The following is a 19,332-nucleotide window of genomic DNA, read 5'->3' as shown; positions in this document are numbered from 1 at the left end:
ATGAATTTTACGAAAATGCAAGGATTGGGCAACGATTTTATCGTCCTGTTCGGGGAAAAGACGCTGCCAGCCGACGCTGCAAGTTTTGCAGTACGGTATTGCGACCGTCACTTCGGGATCGGAGCTGACGGCGTCGTTTATTTGCTGCCTTCGGAAAAGGCAGATTATATGATGCGCATCATCAATTCGGATGGCACGGAAGCGGAGCAATGCGGCAATGCCATCCGCTGCGCAGCCAAGTATATATATGATAACGGTTTGATCGACGCCTCCCGAAAGAACTTGGTGATCGAGACGATCGGTGCCGGACCGCAGCCGGTACGGCTGACGATTGAAAGCGGCGTCGTCAGAGCGGTGCAAGTGGACATGGGAGAGCCGGTCCTGAACGGTCTTCGAGTGCCTACGACGATCGATGCCGAGCCGGTGACCGATTATCCCGTTGACGTAGATGGACAGCAATTCCGTATTACGGCGGTATCGATGGGCAATCCGCACTGCGTTATTTTTACGGACGATGCGGTGAACACGGATTTGTACGCTTACGGTCCTAAGCTGGAGCATCATCCGTTTTTTCCGCGGCGGATCAACGTCGAGTTCGTTACCGTAAAGCGGAGAGACTATGCGGAGATGCGCGTTTGGGAACGCGGAGCGGGGCCGACGCTTGCTTGCGGGACAGGTGCCTGCGCTACACTCGTAGCCGGCGTGCTGAACGGGAAGATGGATCGTCAAGCAATCGTTTCGCTAAAGGGCGGCGATTTGCAGATCGAATGGAATGAAGCGGACAATCATGTGTATATGACCGGTCCGGCGGAGGTCGTGTTTAAAGGAACGATTTAATGTTCATGATGGGTAGGAGGGATCGGCGACCGGCCTATTTTCGGAAGACGCTGCTGCGTCCGTTGCTGCCGGGGATGAACGGCGGGGTTTAGTGTCAGCCGGATACGTTTTTCCTTCGGAAACTCGTATGAAGGGTCGGAAATTGCTGAAGCCGCAGACCGTCGTCGACCTTGAAGTTAAGTGAATGTTCAGGAGATATTGGGGTGCTCGATTCCCACTTGTACCCACTAACAAAATGAATTAGAATAGATTGGTAAGGTGAGCGGTATGGTCATCAGTATGACCGGATACGGACAAGCTGCGCTTACCGCAGCCGGAATCCAAATACAGATCGAGCTGAAATCGGTCAACCATCGTTATACCGAAGTGGCCGTCCGAATGCCGCGCGAATGGGCGCGCTTCGAGGATATGCTCAAACAGGCCGTTCTCCGTCATGTCCGGCGAGGCCGGGTCGATGTGTTCGTCAACTTCGAGAAAGACAAGGAATCGTCCCACTCGGTGCAGATCGATTGGGAGCTTGCCGCCGCCTATAAGGACGCCGCCGAGCAGTTGAAGGAGAGGTTGTCGCTGCACGGCGACATCACGCTGCGGGAATTGCTCGACATTCCCGGAGTCGTTACGCTTCAGCAGTCGTCGGTAGACGGCGAGAACGAAATCTCCGAGGCGATTTCGTCTTGTGCGGCGAGCGCCGTACAGGAGCTTCTTGCCATGAGAGAGCGGGAAGGCGCATTCCTTCAGAGGGAACTGGAGCAGCGTGCCGGTACCATGGAACATTATTACGGGCTTGCCGCCGTATTAGCGCCGCAAACGGTCAAAGAATACGCGGAGAAGCTGAACGCCCGTATTCGGGAACTGGTTCATCAAGGGCCGATTGACGAGAACAGATTGGCCATGGAGGTCGCCGTCTTCGCGGACAGGGTCAATATCGATGAGGAAATGAACCGGTTGCAAAGCCATTTCGCGCAATTTCGCAGCTTGCTGCAAAGCGAGGAACCGGTAGGGCGGAAGCTTGATTTTCTCGTACAGGAAATGAACCGGGAAGTCAACACGATCGGCTCTAAAGCGAACAACGCTTCGCTTACGGCGATTGTCGTCGATATGAAGGCCGAGCTGGAAAAAATGCGCGAGCAGATTCAAAACATCGAGTGAACGAAGAAGCATATAGATGCTCTTAGGTCGAACAACAACGTAATAAAACTCTTTCTTTTGAAGCCGGCCAGCCCATCAGCTTGTTAAGCGCCAGCGTCGGTTCCGTATTTACGGAGTGCGCTCGCCAAAATCAACCGCTTCAAATGGAAGAACCAGGGGGAAAACCATTCATGGCGATCAAATTAATTAACATCGGTTTCGGGAATATCGTATCCGCAAATCGAATCATTTCCATCGTTAGCCCGGAATCAGCGCCAATCAAACGAATCATTCAGGAAGCGCGCGACCGCCACATGCTGATCGATGCGACATACGGACGCCGGACGCGGGCCGTGATTATTACGGACAGCGACCACGTCATTTTATCAGCGGTTCAGCCGGAGACGGTTGCCCATCGACTTTCCAATAAGGACGATGATCATGACGAGTAATACGAGCTATGCCCCGGCAGAGAGAGGGATTTTGATTGTACTTTCCGGACCTTCCGGGGTCGGTAAAGGCACGGTTTGCAAGGCGCTCCGCGAATGCTCGAACGATATCGTCTACTCGGTTTCCGCGACAACCCGCGCGCCGAGACAAGGCGAAATCGATGGAGTGAACTATTTTTTCAAAACGAAAGAACAATTTCTGCAGCTGATCGAACAAGACCAGATGCTGGAATGGGCGGAGTACGTCGGCAATTACTACGGCACGCCGCGGAAATTCGTCGAGGAAACACTCGCTTCCGGCAAAGATATCATTTTGGAGATCGAAGTTCAGGGCGCGCTGAAAGTGAAGCAGAAATTCCCGGAAGGCGTGTTTATTTTCCTGCTGCCTCCGTCGCTTCCCGAGCTGGAAAATCGGATCGTGGGGCGCGGCACGGAAACGGAAGACGTCATTCGAAGCCGGATGTCGGTTGCCATGGAAGAGATTGCCTTGATGGAACATTACGATTATGCTATTGTTAATGATCAGGTCGATTTGGCCTGTTCCCGGATTCGCTCCATCCTTGTAGCGGAACGAAGCCGCAAAGACCGGATGGTTTCGAAAATAAAACATTGGATGGCCGAGGTGAAAAAATAATGCTGTATCCTTCCATTGACCGTCTGCTTGATAAAGTGGACAGCAAATATTCCTTGGTAGTCGCTGCCGCTAAGCGGGCTCGCTTGCTGCGTGACGGTTCCAAAACCGAGCTTCGTCAAAAAAGATCCCATAAATTCGTAGGCCTGGCTCTCGAAGAGATCTACGAAGATTACATCTCCTACGAAAAGATTCAATCCAAAGAGACGATAAAATAAACAACCCTTCGTGGTTGTTCTTTTTTTCTTTACCGAGTGGAAAGGTTACGTTCAGTTTATGTGTGTTCATCGAAAGGCTTCGATCAGAAGCTTTTCTTGCATATAGGGAGGAGTGGATCGGATGTTGAACGGAAAAACGATCGTGCTTGGCGTATGCGGCGGCATTGCGGCGTACAAAGCGGCGGCGCTGTGCAGCAAGCTGGCGCAAGCGGGGGCGACCGTTCGAGTTATTATGACGGAATCGGCGACGAAGTTCATCGCTCCGCTGACGTTTCAAACGTTATCGCGGCAGGAGGTGGCCGTCGATACGTTCGATGAAAAGGACGCTTCCGTCGTATCGCACATCAACCTTGCCGACAGTGCCGATCTGGTTGTTGTCGCGCCGGCGACGGCCAACATGATCGGTAAAATGGCGCTCGGACTCGCCGACGATATGCTCAGCACGACACTGCTGGCAACGACGGCTCCGATTCTCGTCGCGCCGGCGATGAATGTGCATATGTACGCGCATCCGGCCGTCCAGGCCAATTTGCAGACGCTCGCCGATCGCGGCGTCCTGTTCATCGAGCCGGGAACCGGTCAGCTTGCTTGCGGTTATGTGGGCAAAGGGCGTCTTGCCGAGCCGGAAGAAATCGCCGAAGCCATTCGCGGCCATTTTTCAAAAGAAAGGCTGCTGGAAGGAAAAAAGGTGCTTGTCACGGCGGGCGGTACGGTCGAACGCATTGATCCGGTCCGCTATTTGACGAACGATTCTTCCGGCAAAATGGGCTTTGCGATAGCCGAGGAAGCAAGGCGCATGGGCGCGGAAGTGACGCTGGTCGTAGCGAAAGTGACGGCCCCAATTCCTTCCGGAATGCCGGTCGTACGGGTGGAGTCCACCATGGACATGATGAACGCGGTGCTGGCTCGGCTGCCGGAGGTGGACATCGTCATCAAAGCGGCGGCTCCTGCCGATTATCGTCCGGCCGAGCGCTCGGAGCAAAAAATGAAGAAAAAAGACGAAGAATTGACGTTGAAGCTGGTCAAAAATCCGGACATTCTTCAGGCGGTCGGCGAGCGCAAGACGGAGCGGCAGTTCGTCGTCGGCTTTGCGGCGGAGACGCAAAATCTCGAAGCGTTCGCGATGGACAAGCTGAAACGCAAAAACAGCGATCTGCTTGTAGCTAACGATGTAACCGTGGAAGGTGCAGGCTTCGGAACGGATACGAATGCGGTGCGAATCTACGACCGGAACGGACTGGTGGAGGCGCCGCCACTGATGAGCAAGGCGCAGGTGGCGCAGCGGCTTTTGACAATGATAGCGGAGCGGTTACCCAAGAAAGAAGGGACGGACGAATGTATGCAAAAGTAATCGTCGATGTACCGGCGAAGCAAACCAACCGGGCATTCGATTATATGGTACCGGAGGCGATGAAAGATTGGATCGCCGTCGGCAGCCGGGTGGGTGTTCCTTTCGGACCGCGGACGCTGCAAGGCTTTGTCGTGGAGCTGCACGAGGGTACCGAGCTGGATGCGGGGAAAATCAAGTCGGTTGCGCAAACGCTGGACTTAACCCCGCCGCTTACGCCGGAGCTCGTCAAGCTCGGACGCTGGATGAGCCGGACGTACATGTGTCATGAGATCACGGCATTGCAGGCGATGATTCCCGGTGCGCTCAAGGCGAAATACGAACGTCATGTTTGTGTCCGCGAGCCGGAAGGGCAGCAGCAGAATACGATGCTGCTGCCAATTCAACATGAAATTATACAGTATGTACGGAGCAAGGAGTCGGTGGAACTGGAGTCTCTGCTTGCCCGGTACGCATCGGAAGGCGTACTCATTCGGCAGTTGATCGACGAAGGGTACCTAGAGGAAATGCAGCTCGTCAAAGATCGGATGACAACTAAAAAAGCGTTAACCGTATTTCCGCCGGAATCGCTGGAACAGCTCGACGCATGGATCGATGAACTTTCGGTGCGCGCGGCGAAGCAGAAGGAAGTGCTGGAGCATTTCAAGCGGCATCCGGAGCCGATCAAGCTGACGGAGCTGCTGTCGGAGCTCAATATTAGCGCGAGCACGGTAAAAGGACTAGCGGAGCGGGGCTGGCTGCGGATCGAAGAGGTCGAGGTGCAGCGCGACCCTTACGCGAGCCGTACATTTCGGCCGACGTCCCCGCTTCCGCTCACACCGGAGCAGCAGCAAGTGTTCGGCTGTATCCGGGAGAGCGTGAATGCGCGGGAACGGCATGTATTTTTGCTGCAGGGGGTAACGGGCAGCGGCAAAACGGAAGTCTACTTGCAGTCCATCCAATCGTGTCTTGACTTGGGACGCGAGGCGATCGTGCTCGTGCCGGAAATCTCGCTTACGCCGCAGATGGTGGAACGGTTCAAGGGGAGATTCGGCAACCGGGTCGCCGTGCTGCACAGCCGGCTTTCCCACGGGGAACGGTACGACGAATGGCGCAAAATCGTGCGCCGGGACGTCCAGGTCGTCATCGGCGCGCGTTCGGCAATATTCGCTCCATTTACGAACCTCGGACTCATTATTATTGACGAAGAACATGAAACGACTTATAAGCAAGAAGAAAGCCCAAAATATCACGCCCGTGACGTCGCTGTGGCGAGAGCCCGATATCATGGAGCTTCCGTCGTTCTCGGCTCGGCAACGCCCTCGCTGGAAAGCATGTACCGCACGCTGCCTCAAGCCAAACAACAAGCGACCGTCCACAGACCGGCCTTCGAGCTGCTCTCGATGCCGTCCCGGGTGGAGGGACGTCCGCTGCCCAAGGTGAATATCATCGACATGCGCGAGGAGCTGAAGAACGGCAATCGCTCCATGTTTAGCCGCGCCTTGTATAAAGCGATCGAAGAACGGTTACAAAAGAAAGAACAGACTGTTTTGCTGCTCAACCGCCGCGGGTATGCGACGTTCGTCATGTGCCGGACGTGCGGCTATGTCGCCGACTGCCCGCATTGCGACATTTCATTGACGTACCACCAGAGCTCCAAGGCGATCCGCTGCCATTATTGCGGTTATGCCGAACGGGAGTTGTCCGTTTGTCCGGATTGCGGCAGCGAGCATATACGCCATTTCGGCACGGGAACGCAGCGTGTGGAGGAGGAGCTTGGGAAGCTGTTTCCAGGCATCCGCGTCATTCGTATGGATGTGGACACGACGACGGAAAAAGGCTCGCATGAAAAATGGCTGACGATGTTCCGCAACCGGCAGGCGGATGTGCTGCTCGGAACGCAAATGGTCGCCAAGGGACTCGACTTCCCGTATGTGACGCTAGTCGGAGCACTTGCCGCCGATTCGGTGCTCAATCTTCCGGATTTCCGGTCAGCCGAGAGGACATTTCAACTGCTGACGCAGGTGGCCGGCCGCGCAGGCCGCCATCAGCTTCCGGGCGAAGTGTTCGTCCAGACGTACACCCCGGAACATTACAGCATTGTCAGTGCCAGCCGTCACGACTATACAAGCTTTATGAATAAGGAAATGCAGATACGGCAATTGCATAATTATCCTCCTTTTCACCGGCTCGTGCTGATCACGCTGTCGCACGAACAAGTTCCGCTGCTGCTTCGCTCCGGCGAAGTGCTGGCTTCCCGGCTAAAAGAGCTGTCGAGATCGCTAGCCGATGGCGGGGTGGAGATGGAAGTGCTCGGCCCTGTCGCTTCGCCAATCTCGCGGATCAAAGATAGATATCGGTTCCAATGCATGATAAAATATCGGGGAGAGACGGAGATCGCTCCGCTGCTGGAGCAGGCCGCTGCCGTGCTCGACGATGCGGTGAAGGGGCAGAAGTTAACGCTGTCCATCGATGTCGATCCTTTTATATTGATGTAAGGCTCCGGTCCAAGCCGGCCGGAATATACATAAGAAAGTGCGAAATTATCGGTTTTTCGTTTTTCAAATAAAGGAAGGTGCACATCTCATGGCGATCAAAATTATTGTGAAAGAACCGGATCCGGTGCTGCGCGAAAAATGCGTGCCCGTTTCGAAAATTACCCCTAATATTCATAAACTGCTGAACGATATGGCGGATACGATGTACGATGCGGAGGGCGTAGGCCTAGCTGCACCCCAAATCGGTATTCTCAAGCGCGTCATCGTCATGGACGTCGGAGATGAACATGGCTTGATCGAATTGATCAATCCGGAAATTATCGAGCGGGAGGGCGAACAATTCGGACCGGAAGGCTGCTTGAGCATTCCCGGACTCACGGGAGACGTAAGACGCGCCGCGCGGGTGAAAGTCAAGGGGCTAAACCGCGACGGCGAAGAAATCGTCATCGAAGGGACGGAACTGCTGGCACGCTGCATTCAGCACGAGGTCGACCACCTGAACGGCGTGCTGTATACGGATCTGGCGGAAAGCATGTACAAAAACGAGCCGCAAGATCGTGGTGAAGCATGAGCATACGCGTTATTTTTATGGGCACGCCGGATTTCGCCGTGCCTTCTTTGCACAAGCTTTTACAGAACGACCAGGTGGAAGTCGTTGCGGTGGTCACGCAGCCGGACCGTCCGGTCGGACGCAAGCGGGTGCTGACGCCGACGCCGGTGAAGGCGGAGGCGGAGCGTCAAGGGCTGCCGGTGCTCCAGCCGGAGAGGCTGCGCCGTCCCGAGTCGGTGGAATCGCTTCGCTCGCTTGCGCCGGATTTGATCGTCACCGCCGCGTACGGGCAAATTTTGCCGAAGTCGGTGCTGGAGCTGCCGCGTTTCGGCTGCATTAACATCCATGCGTCGCTGCTTCCCAAGTACCGCGGCGGCGCACCGATCCAATACGCCGTCATGAACGGGGATGCCGTTACAGGCGTCACGATCATGTACATGGCCGAGGGGCTCGATACCGGCGACATGATCAGCAAGATCGAAGTACCGATCGGCGACGACGATACGCAGGGTACGATGTTCGAGAAGCTTAGCGCTGCCGGCGCTTCGCTGCTCGAGGAGACATTGCCGAAGCTGCTTAGCGGCGAAGCGAAGGCTGTGCCGCAGAACGACGCAGAAGCGGTCTACTCTCCGAACATTCAAAGAGAGCAGGAGCAGATTGATTGGACGAAGCCGTCCGTGCAAATCTGGAATTTGGTACGCGCGCTTCATCCGCGTCCGGGTGCGTTTACGCTTTGGAACGGGGACGTGCTCAAAATATGGAGATGCCTGAAGCCGAATGCTGAGGAAACGGCGCCAGCGGGCGTAAAGCCGGGAACGGTGCTGGAAACCGGGGAACGCGGCATCGCCGTGGCAACCGGTCTAGGCGTTCTGCGGATCGTCGAGCTGCAGCCGGCCGGAAAGAAGGCGATGGAAGCGGCGGACCTGATCCGCGGCGGGCAGCTTGTTTCCGGCACCGTGCTGGGCTGAGCTGGCCGGAAGCTTCGCGCGAAATACAGCTGCCTCTGTGCAGCGTGCCAGCAATATGGGGAACGGAATGATCGGAGGCATTTGCAATAGTGAATAAGGATAGAAAACAAAACGGCGGCCGCCCTGCCAAAGGCCCGAACGGCGGTGGCGCGGGGACGCGCAAGCCGTCCGCTCGGGAGGCGGCGCTCGACGTGCTTGTGCGCATTGAGCAGGATCGGGCTTACAGCAACCTGCTGCTCAATCAGACGCTGCAAAAACACAAGCTGGACAAGCAGGATGCCGGCCTGGCGACGGAAATTGTCTACGGCACGGTGCAGCGCTTAAACACGATCGACTATTTTCTCGAACCGTTCGTGAACAAAGGGCTCGGCAAGCTGGAGCCGTGGGTACGCAGCTTGCTGCGGCTGAGCTTCTATCAATTGCTGTATCTGGACCGCATCCCGGACCATGCGATCGTGAACGAGGCGGTCAGCATCGCCAAGCGCAGGGGGCATCAGGGCATCTCCGGGATGGTCAACGGCGTCCTGCGCAGCGTCATCCGGCGCAAAGCCGAGCTGATGCTGCCCGCGGGTTTGCCGGCCGACCGGCGAATCGCGCTGGAACAGTCGCATCCCGAATGGATGGTGCGGCGATGGATCGCGCAGTTCGGCGAGCAGCTTGCCGAGCGGATCTGCGCGGCGAACAACACCCCGCCGCGCGTCAGCATCCGCGCGAACAAGATGAAGCTCGGCGCCGGCGAACTGGCCGAGCGGCTGCGCGAAGGAGGGCTCGAAGCGGAGCCCTCCGCCGTATCGCCCGCCGGCGTGATCGTCCGCGGCGGCGGTAACATGGCCTTGACGCCGGAATATGCGGCAGGCCTGTATTCGGTGCAGGACGAGAGCTCGATGCTCGTCGCGGAATGGGTCGACCCGCAGCCTGGTGAGCGGGTGCTCGATTGCTGCGCGGCGCCGGGCGGCAAGACGGCGCACCTGGCGGAAAAGATGGGCGATCAGGGCGAAATTATCGCTTGCGATATGCACGAGCATAAGGAGAAGCTGATTCGCGATCAAGCGGAGCGGCTCGGACTGAAGAGCATTCGCACGATCACGGCGGATGCCCGGAAACTGGCCGAACGGTTCGCGGCGGACAGCTTTGACCGCATCTTGCTGGACGCCCCTTGCTCGGGACTCGGCGTCATCCGGCGCAAGCCCGACATGAAGTGGGAGAAGAGAGAGAGCGAGCTGGCCGATATATGCGAGGTTCAGCGCGAGCTGCTCGAAGCCGTTCATCCTCTGCTGAAGCCGGGAGGCATTCTCGTTTACAGCACTTGCACGATCGAGGCTGCCGAGAATGAGGACATGATCCGAGGTTTTTTGGCCGCGCATCCCAAATTCGAGCCGGACGAGCCGTCCGGAAAAAACGTTCCGCTCGCGGATCGCAGCCAGGGAGGCGCAGTGCAAATTATGCCGTATGACTTCGGCTCGGACGGTTTTTTCATCGCCAGACTTCGGAAACGAGCATAGGAACGCAGTTTGTGGTAAAATAAAATGTGGTCTTTTTGGAGCATGTTATCTGGGAGACCTTCACTTTAGAAAAACAGGTTGTGATCATACGATGGAATCAAAGGAAAGTCCGGTGCTTACGGATACCAAGCCTTACGTGTACGACCTTATATTAGAGGAATGGCAGGACTGGGTTAAAGCCAACGGGGAGGCCGGCTTTCGTGCGGGCCAAATTTTCGACTGGCTATATGTGAAAAGAGTTTCAAGCTTTGACGAGATGTCCAATTTGCCGAAGGCGCTTCGCGAAAAACTGGCGCAGCAGTTCGATTTCGTCACGCTCAACGAGGTGGCGCACTACCGCTCCCAGGACGGCACGGTGAAGTTTTTGTTCGAACTGACCGATAAAAACGCCATCGAAACCGTCATCATGAAGCATAGCTACGGCAACAGCATTTGCGTAACGACGCAAGTCGGCTGCCGCGTCGGCTGCACGTTCTGCGCCTCGACGCTCGGCGGGCTGAAGCGGAATTTGACGCCGGGCGAAATTATCGCGCAGGTGGTCAAAGCACAGCAGCTGCTCGATCAAACGCAAGAACGGATCAGCAGCATCGTCATCATGGGGATCGGCGAGCCGTTCGAAAACTACGACGCCGTAATGAAATTTTTGAAAGTGATGATTCATCCGAAGGGGCTTCAAATTGGTCAGCGCCATATTACCGTATCGACCAGCGGCATCGTGCCGAACATATACCGGTTCGCCGATGAGGATACGCAGATTAACTTGGCTATTTCGATCCATGCGCCCAACGATGCGCTGCGTTCCAAGCTGATGCCGGTAAATCGCAGGTTCCCTTTCAAAGATTTGATCGAAGCGTGCCAGTATTACATTGCCAAAACCGGAAGGCGCATCACGTTCGAATACGCCTTGATGGGCGGGGTCAACGATCAGCCGGAGCATGCGGAGGAGCTTGCGCAAGTACTGAAGACGTTCCCTCATGCGCATGTGAACTTGATCCCGGTAAACTTCGTTTCCGAACGCAATTTTGTTCGTACGCCGCGCGACGATATTTTTACATTCCAGCGCATCTTGGAGCGGAACAAAGTGAACGCGACCATTCGGCGCGAGCAGGGAAGCGATATTGCGGCTGCTTGCGGCCAGTTAAGAGCGAAGCATATGGAATCGGGTGCGAGGTGAGATAGAGAATGCGTAAAATGGCCTACTTATCCGATATCGGACGCGTACGAAAAATTAACGAGGACTGTCTCGCCGTTCAGGACAACCTGAACGGCCTCACCCTCGCGATCGTGGCGGATGGCATGGGCGGTCACCAGGCGGGGGATGTCGCAAGCGCGATGGCGGTGGAACTCATTCAGCAAGGACTGCAAAACTTGCATCAGGATGTGCCGGTGGAAGCGCGTCATGTGCTCATCAAAGAGACGCTGGAAAGCGCAAACGAGAAAATTTTCGAATTCGCTTCCGCACGGGAAAATTACCATGGCATGGGTACGACCGCGATTGCCGTTGCGGCAGACGATCATCATGCTGTGATCGGACATATCGGCGACAGCCGTGTATATTGGATTCGGGGCAATCGGATCGACCAGGTGACCGAAGATCATTCTTTGGTTAACGAGCTGGTACGGAGCGGACAAATTTCGCGTGAGGAAGCGAATCATCATCCGCGCCGGAACGTGCTTACGCGCGCGCTCGGGACCGAGCCGACGATCGAAGTCGACGTACTGCAGGTCGATTGGCAGAATGGCGATTTGCTGCTGCTGTGCAGCGACGGATTAAGCAGCCGGGTGGAGCCGGGGCAGATCCTTCAGCTTGCTTCCGGCGACGGCGATCTCGATGTCAAAGTGCACAAGCTTGTGAACGAGGCGCTCGATGCCGGGGGAGACGACAATATTACCGTAATTCTCCTCGCTAACGGCGAAGTCGCTGCAGTACATAACGATGGAGAAGTGGGGTGATGGCATGATCGGAAAGCAGCTTGGAGGACGTTACGAAATTCTCGAGCGGGTCGGCGGCGGCGGAATGGCAATCGTTTACAAAGGACTTGATATTTTATTGCATCGTCATATCGCCGTGAAAGTGCTGCGTCAGCAGTACGTACACGACGAAGAGTTCATCCACCGTTTTCGCCGCGAAGCGCAAGCCGCAGCCTCCTTATCTCATCCGAACGTGGTCAGCATCTATGACGTAGGCCAAGAGGACGACGTTCATTACATCGTCATGGAGTATGTGGAAGGAACGACGCTCAACGAGCTCATCAAGGAAAAAGCGCCCCTTCAAGTGGAGGAGGCGATTCATATCGCGGGTCAAATATGCGATGCGCTCGATCATGCCCATCATAATCAAATCATCCATCGAGACATTAAGCCTCATAACATATTGATCGGTAAAAACGGACGTGTGAAGGTGACGGATTTCGGGATCGCCCGCGCGGTCACTTCCTCGACCATAACGCAGACCGGTTCGGTTGTCGGATCGGTGCATTATTTTTCGCCGGAGCATGCCAAAGGCACGCCGACCGGGGAGCAGTCCGATCTGTATTCGCTCGGAATCGTCATGTATCAGATGCTGACCGGCAGACTTCCGTTTCTCGGCGAAAGCCCGATCAGCGTCGCGCTCAAGCATTTGCAAGAGGATGTGGAGGAGCCGCGCAAGGTCAATCCGCTCATTCCGCAAAGCGTAGAAAATATCATATTGCGTGCGATGCGTAAAAGCACCTCCGAGCGGTACCGTTCGGCCAAAGATATGCTGAACGACTTGGATACATGCCTTCTGCCGCACCGGCGCAACGAGCCGAAGTTGAACTTCGAGGACGAAGACGAGATGGACGAGGAGCGAACGCGCGTGATGCCGGCGCTGCGTCCGGGTCAATATACCGTTTCGGACGATGATGAGGAAGATGCGGATGAAATGCCCGTGGCGGTACCCTCCGGAAAAAAGAAGAGACGCTGGGTCAAGCCGCTTGTATGGTTTATTGTGCTGATGGCGCTGCTCGGCGGCATGTGGTACGCGGTTGGCTATGCCAAAAAAATGCTGGAAGTGCCGGAAACGTTGGTGCCTAACGTCGTCAACAAGCCGCTGGCCGAAGCGCAGCAGCTGCTTAAGGATGCGGGGCTGGAAAACGAAGTCGAGTACCAGCCGTCCAAAGATGTGGCGAAAGATATCGTCATCCGGCAGAATCAGGCAGACATCAAGGTGAAGCTTCCGAATAAAATCAAGCTGTACGTCAGCCAGGGCGTGGAGATGAAGAAGATGCCCGAGGTGACCAAGAAAAACGTCGCGGACGCCAAGCAGCAGCTGACGAATCTAGGAATCATTCCGGAAAATATAACCGTTGCTTCAGAAAATAGCGATGTCGATCCGGATACGGTCACGAAGCAGACGCCGAACGTGAATGAGGATATCGACCCGGCGACGGTAAAAGTGAGCTTGACGGTAAGCAAAGGGCCTGCAACCATTCCGATGCCGAATCTCCTCGGGAAAATGGAAGCGGAAGCGAAGAGCACGCTTGAGAAAAGCAATTTGAAACTGGCCAAAGAAGGCATTACCTTCGAAGCCAGCTATAAAGCGCCGAAAGGCCGGGTCATCAAGCAGTTTCCGTACGAACCGGACGAATTGGTAGCACCGGGCTCCGAAATTAAGCTGGTCATTAGTTCCGGCCTGCCGGAAGATGCGGGGCAAATGAAAGTCAGCGTACCGGTCACGCCGGCTAGAGAGGGCATTGCATCCACGGTCCGAATCATTTTAAGCGATGCGGTAAGTGACAATAAGGAAGTCCAAAAGGTGTCCAATGTCATGAAGGCGGAAAGCGTCGATGTGAATCTGGTTGTCTCGCCCGACAAGAATGCAGTTATTACGGTCAAGGTCGACGAGAAAAATGCCGATTTGATTACCGTGACCTATCAAAATTATTTAGACCAAAAAGCCGGCAAGCCGTTCGTCGTCCCCTCCAAGCCTTCCACTACAAGCACCGGGTCGCAGGGAACGGGTAACGGCTCGCAGCCTGCAAGCGGCACGCCGACTCCGCCTGCCGGGGGAACGACGCCTCCCGCCGGAGGTACGGCGAATAAGCCTGTCAATGCGCCGGTGAACGGCGGTACGGGGTCAACCAATTCAACCAATCCGCCGAGCGGTTCAACCGGCAACACGACAAACACAGGAGGCCGAAACTGATCCATGCCAATGGGGTTAATCGTTAAGGCGTTAAGCGGATATTACTATGTCATGCCCGATGCGGCTGAAGACAGCAATCCGATTCAGTGCCGGGCCAGGGGGATCTTCAAAAAAAGGGGAATCTCCCCTTTGGTCGGCGATCGGGTGCGGTTCTCGCTGACGGAAAACGGGGAAGGTACGGTGGACGAAATATTGCCGCGTTCTTCCGAGCTGGTTCGCCCGCCTGTAGCGAACGTGGATCTGGTCGTCCTTGTCTTTTCCATTGACGAGCCGCAGCTCAATTTGCCGCTGCTCGATAAATTTCTCGTTCATACCGAAAGCGCCGGTCTGGATGCACATATTTGCTTAACGAAGCAAGATTTGGCTGCCGGCAATCCCGAAGTACAAGACGTTGAAGCCGGCGTGCATATGAGTTTGACGGATGTCATTCGCTTGTATGAATCGATCGGCTACAGCGTGTCCTTAACAAGCGCCAAAGAGGAGATTGGCGTCGATGTGGTGCTGGATCGTCTGGCCGGCTGCATCAGCGTCTTCGCCGGGCAATCCGGCGTCGGAAAGTCCTCCTTGCTCAATGCAATGGTTCCCGGCCTGAGCCTGGAAACGAACCAAATCAGCATGAAGCTTGGCCGCGGCAAGCATACGACGCGCCATGTGGAGCTCATCCGGCTGAACAACGGGGGGATCGTGGCCGATACCCCCGGCTTCAGCTCGCTTGATTTTTTACAAGTGGATGCGGAGGGACTTGGCAGCTGCTTCCGGGAATTCGCCGAGTACGCGCAGCAATGCCGCTTTCGCGGCTGTCTCCATCAACACGAGCCCGGCTGCAAAGTGCAGGAGGCCAAGGAGAACGGGGACATTGCCGCTTCGCGATACGAGCATTACTTGCATTTTCTATCGGAAATCAAAGACAAGAAAAGGAGGTACTAACATGCTCCGAATCGCTCCTTCCATCCTATCCGCCGACTTTTCCATGTTGGGGCAAGAAATCGCCGACGTGGAGCGCGGCGGGGCGGACTGGGTTCACGTCGATGTTATGGACGGTCATTTCGTTCCTAACATTACGATCGGACCGCTCGTCGTGGAGTCGATCCGGCCAAGGACGAAGCTGCCGCTCGACGTTCATCTCATGATCGAGCAGCCGGATCGGTACATCTCCGATTTCGCCAAAGCCGGAGCGGATCTCATTTCCGTTCATGCGGAGGCATGCGTACATTTGCATCGTACGCTTCATTATATTAAAGATCAGGGCATAAAAGCCGGCGTCGTGCTGAATCCGGCTACGCCGCTTTCCGCCATCGAGCACGTCATGGACGAGACGCTCGATCTGGTCCTGCTCATGACCGTGAATCCGGGCTTTGGCGGACAAACGTTCATTCCTGGCATGCTGCCCAAAATTACGGCGCTGCGGCATCAATTGAACGATCGCGGCCTTCGTCATGTCGATATCGAAGTCGATGGCGGCATTAACGCGGTCACTGCACCGCAAGTGATAGCGGCCGGCGCGAATGTGCTCGTTGCCGGCAACGCGGTGTTTAACCAACCGGACCGCGCTGCGGCGATCGCCAGCCTAAAGGGCGAGAGGAGCTAGCAGCGAATGCGGACATGGACGGTCATCGGCTACAGCGTGATCTGTGCGGCATTGCTCCTGCTATTTTCGCAAATTCAAGATCTGTTGAAGTACGTTTTTTCGCTTGGAGCATTGTACCTGGGCATTTATTTTTTCAGGCGGCACGAGTCGCGCGGGATGCGAATTGCTTTCGTCGCAACGACCGTTGTGCTCTATTTCATATTTACCGTAATGTATGCGATGTATCTTTTCGTCAAACAGCACCCGTCGGGTGCCTGACGCCGAGGAGACTGCCGGATGACCCGGCGGTCTTTTTTTCATGATCGGATAGGATAGGCAGGAATATTGACCCGCCGGCGTACATACATTGTAACAACGATTTGGAAAACCCATGAGCATACTGCGGTTTTCGTCCAGCGATCATACATTTTCATGTTTATTGGTTGCCGGAAGCACATAGCGGCACGTTTTTGGCAGAAGCGGAATACAATGAACTATGCGGTAACGAAACAGGTTTTGCTGTAAGGCTTACGCTGTCAGGGAGGGTTATGCTTTAGGGCAGGACCGGAAGGAGGAGGACTACGAATGAAATTTTACACGATCAAGCTTCCGAAATTTTTGGGTGGTTTTGTCAAGGCGGTACTTAATACATTCAGTAAAAACTGAAGGTACGCGAATTCATACTTATACTGCCTTACAGGCCGAGCGTCCTAAAACTCAGGCTGCGCTGGCAGCGATAAACTAAAAAAAGCACCTGGATCAGGTGCTTTTTGTCTGCGATCGCGGGTATAATCCCGATTATACGCGAGTTACTTTGCCGGATTTCAGCGCTCTTGTGCTAACCCAGACACGTTTCGGCTTACCGTCCACCAGAATGCGGACTTTTTGCACGTTTACACCCCAGGTGCGCTTCGCTTTGTTGTTAGCGTGCGATACATGGTTGCCGGTACCCGGTCCTTTACCAGTAATAAAACATTTGCGGGACATTGTTACACCTCCTTAAAAAGCTCCGAAGACCCTTAAGTCCTTAAAGCGGTTCATGCGTTATCTTTCGTAAGGCGCTAGGCTTTTAAAAACACACTTAATTATCATATCACAGCTGATTTGACCCCGTCAACGCAGAAGCCCGATTTTAAGCCAAGTTTTGGGTCATTTTATTTATTTCTTATTTTATATATAGTACAATGAGTAATAGTCCATCCTAATCAATATCGAAGGAGCTGTATGGAGATGGCTATTGAACTGTCCACGGAATATGGCAAAGTGTATGTTGCGGATGAAGTGATTTCCGTTCTTGCCGGGTCTGCGGCTTTAGATTGCTACGGACTGGTGGGAATGGCCTCGCGCAACCAATGGAAGGACGGAATCGCGGAGCTGCTGCGACGAGATAATTTGAGCCGCGGCGTCGAGGTGCATCGGGATGAGCACGGCGTGCTGACCATCGATTTATATATTGTCGTAAGCTACGGAACGAAAATTTCCGTCGTAGCGCATAATGTGCAGACGAAGGTGAAGTATGCGCTGAAAGATGTCGCCGGATTACTGGTGGACGATGTCAATATTTTCGTTCAAGGGGTTAGAATTGTCCAATAATGCAGAGCATTCAGCATGGTAAGCAGCGGGTTGGCCGAATCGGGTGCACCGAAGACGGACACGGTTTATTGCAGGAAGGGGAATGGTTTTTTTGAGTAAGCGCTTAAATGAGATTAACGGTCATGATTTTATACGGATGGTGGAAGCCGGTGCCCACGTACTCAAGACGAACGTGGATAAAGTGAACGCGCTTAACGTGTTTCCGGTGCCGGATGGCGACACCGGAACGAATATGAATCTGACGCTAACCTCGGGTGTGGAGGAGCTGCGGCGCAGACCTTCGGACCATTTGGGCAAGGCGGCCGAAGCACTGGCGAAAGGATTGCTGATGGGCGCGCGGGGAAACTCAGGCGTCATTTTATCGCAGCTGTTCCGCGGGTTTTCGAAAGCGGTGAGCGACTTGGCATCGGCCGATGCGGTACAGTTTGCCGCTGCTTTCCAAAACGGCGTGGATATGGCTTATAAAGCTGTCGTCAAGCCCGTTGAAGGAACCATCCTTACAGTTGCGCGGGAAGCGGCCAAACAGGGCACGGTATCGGCCAAGCGGCATCACAGCATTGAAGCGGTGATGGCAGATTTGGTCAAGCAGGCGAAAGAAACGTTAGCTAAAACGCAGGACATGCTACCGGTTCTGAAGCAGGTCGGCGTTGTGGATTCCGGCGGACAAGGACTTGTATACATTTACGAAGGGTTCATATCCATACTGGAAACGCTGGAGGAGAAGACCCCATCGGAACCGCTGCCTTATTCCGCATTCGACGCGATCGAGCCGTTTGAAGAGCAGGATGCGCGGGTAGCGCCGGATATCCATAGAGGCAGCGGCGCCCATGTGCAACCGCATCCAACAAGCGCTCAGTCGAAGCTGGCCACCGAAGACATCGTATTCGGGTACTGTACCGAATTCATGGTGACATTAAACGCACAAAAAACCGCAAGCCGCGCATTTGAAGAAAGCCGGTTCCGGCACGAGCTGTCCGAACACGGCGATTCCCTTCTTGTGGTGGCCGACGATGATCTGGTCAAGGTGCACATTCATGCCGAATTTCCAGGCACTGTAATGAATTTGGCCCAAAAATACGGCGATTTGAGCCGCATCAAGATCGAAAACATGCGAGATCAGCATACGCATTTGCTGATGGAGGAAGCTGGATTATCTACGAGTGCGGAAAAAGGAAATCCTGCTGCCGCTCCGTCTCCGGCACATGGTAAACCGTACGGCTTTGTCGCGGTATCGGTAGGCGAAGGGATCAGCGGTATATTTCGGAGCCTAGGCGTCGACCAAGTGCTGTACGGCGGCCAAACGATGAATCCGAGCACGGAGGATATCGTGAAAGCGATTTTGGACGTCGATGCAAGGACGGTCTTTGTTTTGCCGAATAATTCGAATATTATACTGGCCGCTCAACAAGCGGTAGAGCTAGTGGAAGATAAGCAGGTCATAGTCATTCCGAGCAAATCGATTCCGCAAGGCATCGCCGCCGTGCTCGCTTTTCAGGAAGCGGCCGCTCCCGACGAAAATGCGGAGGAGATGCAGCAGGCGCTGCAATACGTACAAGCGGGGCAAGTCACATATGCCGTGCGCGATACGCAAATGGACGGCATCGATATTAAACAAGGCGACTATATCGGTATTCATAACAATAAAATCGTATCCGCCGACCCGGACATTATCGTTTCCTGCAAACAATTAATCGCAAGTTTGCTTGGAAGCGGAGCGGAGATCGTCACGCTGTATACCGGTGCGGATGCGGATGCACACCAGACGGAACATCTGGTCGATTATATCAGAGATCAATTCGCGGAAGTTGAAGTCGAAGTGCACGAAGGCGGGCAGCCGCTCTATTATTATATTATTTCAGCGGAATGACCGGCGGTTCCGAATCTTCTTTGCCAAGC

At 54.8% G+C, this 19,332-nt stretch carries 20 protein-coding genes; 19 read left to right on the top strand and 1 reads right to left on the bottom strand.

What is annotated here, in order from left to right:
* The 17 genes from dapF to spoVM all read left to right on the top strand — a co-directional run bounded on the left by dapF (nucleotide 1) and on the right by spoVM (nucleotide 16,509).
* Nucleotides 1-837 carry a diaminopimelate epimerase gene (gene dapF / locus ACFQI7_RS04770; protein ID WP_218097235.1) on the top strand — a complete coding sequence of 279 codons (837 nt, stop codon included), beginning with the start codon at nucleotides 1-3 and terminating at the stop codon, nucleotides 835-837.
* Between the two features lie 267 nt (nucleotides 838-1,104).
* Complete coding sequence (locus ACFQI7_RS04765) at nucleotides 1,105-1,986, top strand: YicC/YloC family endoribonuclease (RefSeq protein ID WP_218097236.1); 882 nt, start codon at nucleotides 1,105-1,107, stop codon at nucleotides 1,984-1,986.
* 170 nt (nucleotides 1,987-2,156) lie between these two features.
* Nucleotides 2,157-2,417, top strand: a complete 261-nt coding sequence (gene remA, locus ACFQI7_RS04760; RefSeq protein ID WP_009672664.1) for an extracellular matrix/biofilm regulator RemA — start codon at nucleotides 2,157-2,159, stop codon at nucleotides 2,415-2,417.
* Nucleotides 2,407-3,048: a guanylate kinase gene (gene gmk, locus ACFQI7_RS04755; RefSeq protein ID WP_218097237.1), complete on the top strand. Its 642-nt coding sequence runs from the start codon at nucleotides 2,407-2,409 to the stop codon at nucleotides 3,046-3,048. Before remA ends, gmk begins: the two co-directional genes overlap by 11 nt.
* A complete protein-coding gene (gene rpoZ / locus ACFQI7_RS04750; RefSeq protein ID WP_218097238.1) occupies nucleotides 3,048-3,263 on the top strand; it encodes a DNA-directed RNA polymerase subunit omega in 216 nt (71 codons plus the stop codon). Before gmk ends, rpoZ begins: the two co-directional genes overlap by 1 nt.
* Nucleotides 3,264-3,384: 121 nt before the next feature.
* Complete coding sequence (gene coaBC, locus ACFQI7_RS04745) at nucleotides 3,385-4,614, top strand: bifunctional phosphopantothenoylcysteine decarboxylase/phosphopantothenate--cysteine ligase CoaBC (RefSeq protein ID WP_218097239.1); 1,230 nt, start codon at nucleotides 3,385-3,387, stop codon at nucleotides 4,612-4,614.
* Nucleotides 4,599-7,088 carry a primosomal protein N' gene (gene priA / locus ACFQI7_RS04740; RefSeq protein ID WP_218097240.1) on the top strand — a complete coding sequence of 830 codons (2,490 nt, stop codon included), beginning with the start codon at nucleotides 4,599-4,601 and terminating at the stop codon, nucleotides 7,086-7,088. Before coaBC ends, priA begins: the two co-directional genes overlap by 16 nt.
* A gap of 88 nt (nucleotides 7,089-7,176) precedes the next feature.
* Nucleotides 7,177-7,659 (top strand): peptide deformylase, encoded by a 483-nt coding sequence (gene def, locus ACFQI7_RS04735; RefSeq protein WP_218097241.1) that lies wholly within the window; start codon nucleotides 7,177-7,179, stop codon nucleotides 7,657-7,659.
* Nucleotides 7,656-8,606, top strand: a complete 951-nt coding sequence (gene fmt / locus ACFQI7_RS04730; protein WP_230414632.1) for a methionyl-tRNA formyltransferase — start codon at nucleotides 7,656-7,658, stop codon at nucleotides 8,604-8,606. The genes def and fmt overlap by 4 nt, the downstream gene beginning before the upstream one ends.
* Nucleotides 8,607-8,695: 89 nt before the next feature.
* Entirely contained in the window at nucleotides 8,696-10,108 is a 1,413-nt protein-coding gene (gene rsmB / locus ACFQI7_RS04725) for a 16S rRNA (cytosine(967)-C(5))-methyltransferase RsmB (RefSeq protein ID WP_230414633.1), read from the top strand.
* A gap of 91 nt (nucleotides 10,109-10,199) precedes the next feature.
* The gene (rlmN, locus tag ACFQI7_RS04720; RefSeq protein ID WP_218097242.1) at nucleotides 10,200-11,282 is read left to right on the top strand and encodes a 23S rRNA (adenine(2503)-C(2))-methyltransferase RlmN; all 1,083 of its coding nucleotides are present in this window, start codon (nucleotides 10,200-10,202) and stop codon (nucleotides 11,280-11,282) included.
* Nucleotides 11,283-11,290: 8 nt separating this feature from the next.
* Nucleotides 11,291-12,061 (top strand): Stp1/IreP family PP2C-type Ser/Thr phosphatase, encoded by a 771-nt coding sequence (locus tag ACFQI7_RS04715; RefSeq protein WP_218097243.1) that lies wholly within the window; start codon nucleotides 11,291-11,293, stop codon nucleotides 12,059-12,061.
* 4 nt (nucleotides 12,062-12,065) lie between these two features.
* On the top strand, nucleotides 12,066-14,276 hold the full coding sequence (pknB, locus tag ACFQI7_RS04710) for a Stk1 family PASTA domain-containing Ser/Thr kinase (protein WP_218097244.1): 2,211 nt from the start codon (nucleotides 12,066-12,068) through the stop codon (nucleotides 14,274-14,276).
* 3 nt (nucleotides 14,277-14,279) lie between these two features.
* A complete protein-coding gene (gene rsgA / locus ACFQI7_RS04705) occupies nucleotides 14,280-15,203 on the top strand; it encodes a ribosome small subunit-dependent GTPase A (protein WP_218097245.1) in 924 nt (307 codons plus the stop codon).
* A 1-nt stretch (nucleotide 15,204) separates the two neighbouring features.
* Nucleotides 15,205-15,864 carry a ribulose-phosphate 3-epimerase gene (gene rpe, locus ACFQI7_RS04700; RefSeq protein WP_218097246.1) on the top strand — a complete coding sequence of 220 codons (660 nt, stop codon included), beginning with the start codon at nucleotides 15,205-15,207 and terminating at the stop codon, nucleotides 15,862-15,864.
* Nucleotides 15,865-15,870: 6 nt separating this feature from the next.
* Nucleotides 15,871-16,122: a hypothetical protein gene (locus ACFQI7_RS04695; RefSeq protein ID WP_218097247.1), complete on the top strand. Its 252-nt coding sequence runs from the start codon at nucleotides 15,871-15,873 to the stop codon at nucleotides 16,120-16,122.
* 306 nt (nucleotides 16,123-16,428) lie between these two features.
* Nucleotides 16,429-16,509: a stage V sporulation protein SpoVM gene (gene spoVM, locus ACFQI7_RS04690; RefSeq protein ID WP_014652194.1), complete on the top strand. Its 81-nt coding sequence runs from the start codon at nucleotides 16,429-16,431 to the stop codon at nucleotides 16,507-16,509.
* A gap of 132 nt (nucleotides 16,510-16,641) precedes the next feature.
* Here spoVM and rpmB read toward each other — a convergent pair whose 3' ends face one another.
* Nucleotides 16,642-16,830 (bottom strand): 50S ribosomal protein L28, encoded by a 189-nt coding sequence (gene rpmB / locus ACFQI7_RS04685; protein WP_218090467.1) that lies wholly within the window; start codon nucleotides 16,828-16,830, stop codon nucleotides 16,642-16,644.
* Nucleotides 16,831-17,073: 243 nt separating this feature from the next.
* On the opposite strand from rpmB, the gene ACFQI7_RS04680 reads away from it, so the two are divergent.
* Together ACFQI7_RS04680 and ACFQI7_RS04675 are read left to right on the top strand one after the other, a co-directional pair.
* The gene (locus ACFQI7_RS04680) at nucleotides 17,074-17,436 is read left to right on the top strand and encodes an Asp23/Gls24 family envelope stress response protein (protein ID WP_218097248.1); all 363 of its coding nucleotides are present in this window, start codon (nucleotides 17,074-17,076) and stop codon (nucleotides 17,434-17,436) included.
* An 82-nt stretch (nucleotides 17,437-17,518) separates the two neighbouring features.
* Nucleotides 17,519-19,303, top strand: coding sequence for a DAK2 domain-containing protein (locus ACFQI7_RS04675; protein ID WP_218097249.1), 1,785 nt, complete (start codon nucleotides 17,519-17,521; stop codon nucleotides 19,301-19,303).
* Nucleotides 19,304-19,332 lie beyond the last annotated feature (29 nt).

Source organism: Paenibacillus allorhizosphaerae (genome assembly GCF_042659105.1).
In the GTDB taxonomy this organism is placed as follows: domain Bacteria; phylum Bacillota; class Bacilli; order Paenibacillales; family NBRC-103111; genus Paenibacillus_G; species Paenibacillus_G allorhizosphaerae.
Note: the sequence above shows the minus strand (reverse complement) of the source record. Positions and strands in the feature narration are given on the sequence as shown.

What these genes read in the sequence shown, in the direction of transcription:
- dapF (WP_218097235.1), top strand. Translation starts at nt 1, where the DNA reads ATGAATTTTACGAAAATGCAAGGATTGGGCAACGATTTTATCGTCCTG.
- ACFQI7_RS04765 (WP_218097236.1), top strand. Translation starts at nt 1,105, where the DNA reads ATGGTCATCAGTATGACCGGATACGGACAAGCTGCGCTTACCGCAGCC.
- remA (WP_009672664.1), top strand. Translation starts at nt 2,157, where the DNA reads ATGGCGATCAAATTAATTAACATCGGTTTCGGGAATATCGTATCCGCA.
- gmk (WP_218097237.1), top strand. Translation starts at nt 2,407, where the DNA reads ATGACGAGTAATACGAGCTATGCCCCGGCAGAGAGAGGGATTTTGATT.
- rpoZ (WP_218097238.1), top strand. Translation starts at nt 3,048, where the DNA reads ATGCTGTATCCTTCCATTGACCGTCTGCTTGATAAAGTGGACAGCAAA.
- coaBC (WP_218097239.1), top strand. Translation starts at nt 3,385, where the DNA reads ATGTTGAACGGAAAAACGATCGTGCTTGGCGTATGCGGCGGCATTGCG.
- priA (WP_218097240.1), top strand. Translation starts at nt 4,599, where the DNA reads ATGTATGCAAAAGTAATCGTCGATGTACCGGCGAAGCAAACCAACCGG.
- def (WP_218097241.1), top strand. Translation starts at nt 7,177, where the DNA reads ATGGCGATCAAAATTATTGTGAAAGAACCGGATCCGGTGCTGCGCGAA.
- fmt (WP_230414632.1), top strand. Translation starts at nt 7,656, where the DNA reads ATGAGCATACGCGTTATTTTTATGGGCACGCCGGATTTCGCCGTGCCT.
- rlmN (WP_218097242.1), top strand. Translation starts at nt 10,200, where the DNA reads ATGGAATCAAAGGAAAGTCCGGTGCTTACGGATACCAAGCCTTACGTG.
- ACFQI7_RS04715 (WP_218097243.1), top strand. Translation starts at nt 11,291, where the DNA reads ATGCGTAAAATGGCCTACTTATCCGATATCGGACGCGTACGAAAAATT.
- pknB (WP_218097244.1), top strand. Translation starts at nt 12,066, where the DNA reads ATGATCGGAAAGCAGCTTGGAGGACGTTACGAAATTCTCGAGCGGGTC.
- rsgA (WP_218097245.1), top strand. Translation starts at nt 14,280, where the DNA reads ATGCCAATGGGGTTAATCGTTAAGGCGTTAAGCGGATATTACTATGTC.
- rpe (WP_218097246.1), top strand. Translation starts at nt 15,205, where the DNA reads ATGCTCCGAATCGCTCCTTCCATCCTATCCGCCGACTTTTCCATGTTG.
- ACFQI7_RS04695 (WP_218097247.1), top strand. Translation starts at nt 15,871, where the DNA reads ATGCGGACATGGACGGTCATCGGCTACAGCGTGATCTGTGCGGCATTG.
- spoVM (WP_014652194.1), top strand. Translation starts at nt 16,429, where the DNA reads ATGAAATTTTACACGATCAAGCTTCCGAAATTTTTGGGTGGTTTTGTC.
- rpmB (WP_218090467.1), bottom strand. Translation starts at nt 16,830, where the DNA reads ATGTCCCGCAAATGTTTTATTACTGGTAAAGGACCGGGTACCGGCAAC.
- ACFQI7_RS04680 (WP_218097248.1), top strand. Translation starts at nt 17,074, where the DNA reads ATGGCTATTGAACTGTCCACGGAATATGGCAAAGTGTATGTTGCGGAT.
- ACFQI7_RS04675 (WP_218097249.1), top strand. Translation starts at nt 17,519, where the DNA reads ATGGTTTTTTTGAGTAAGCGCTTAAATGAGATTAACGGTCATGATTTT.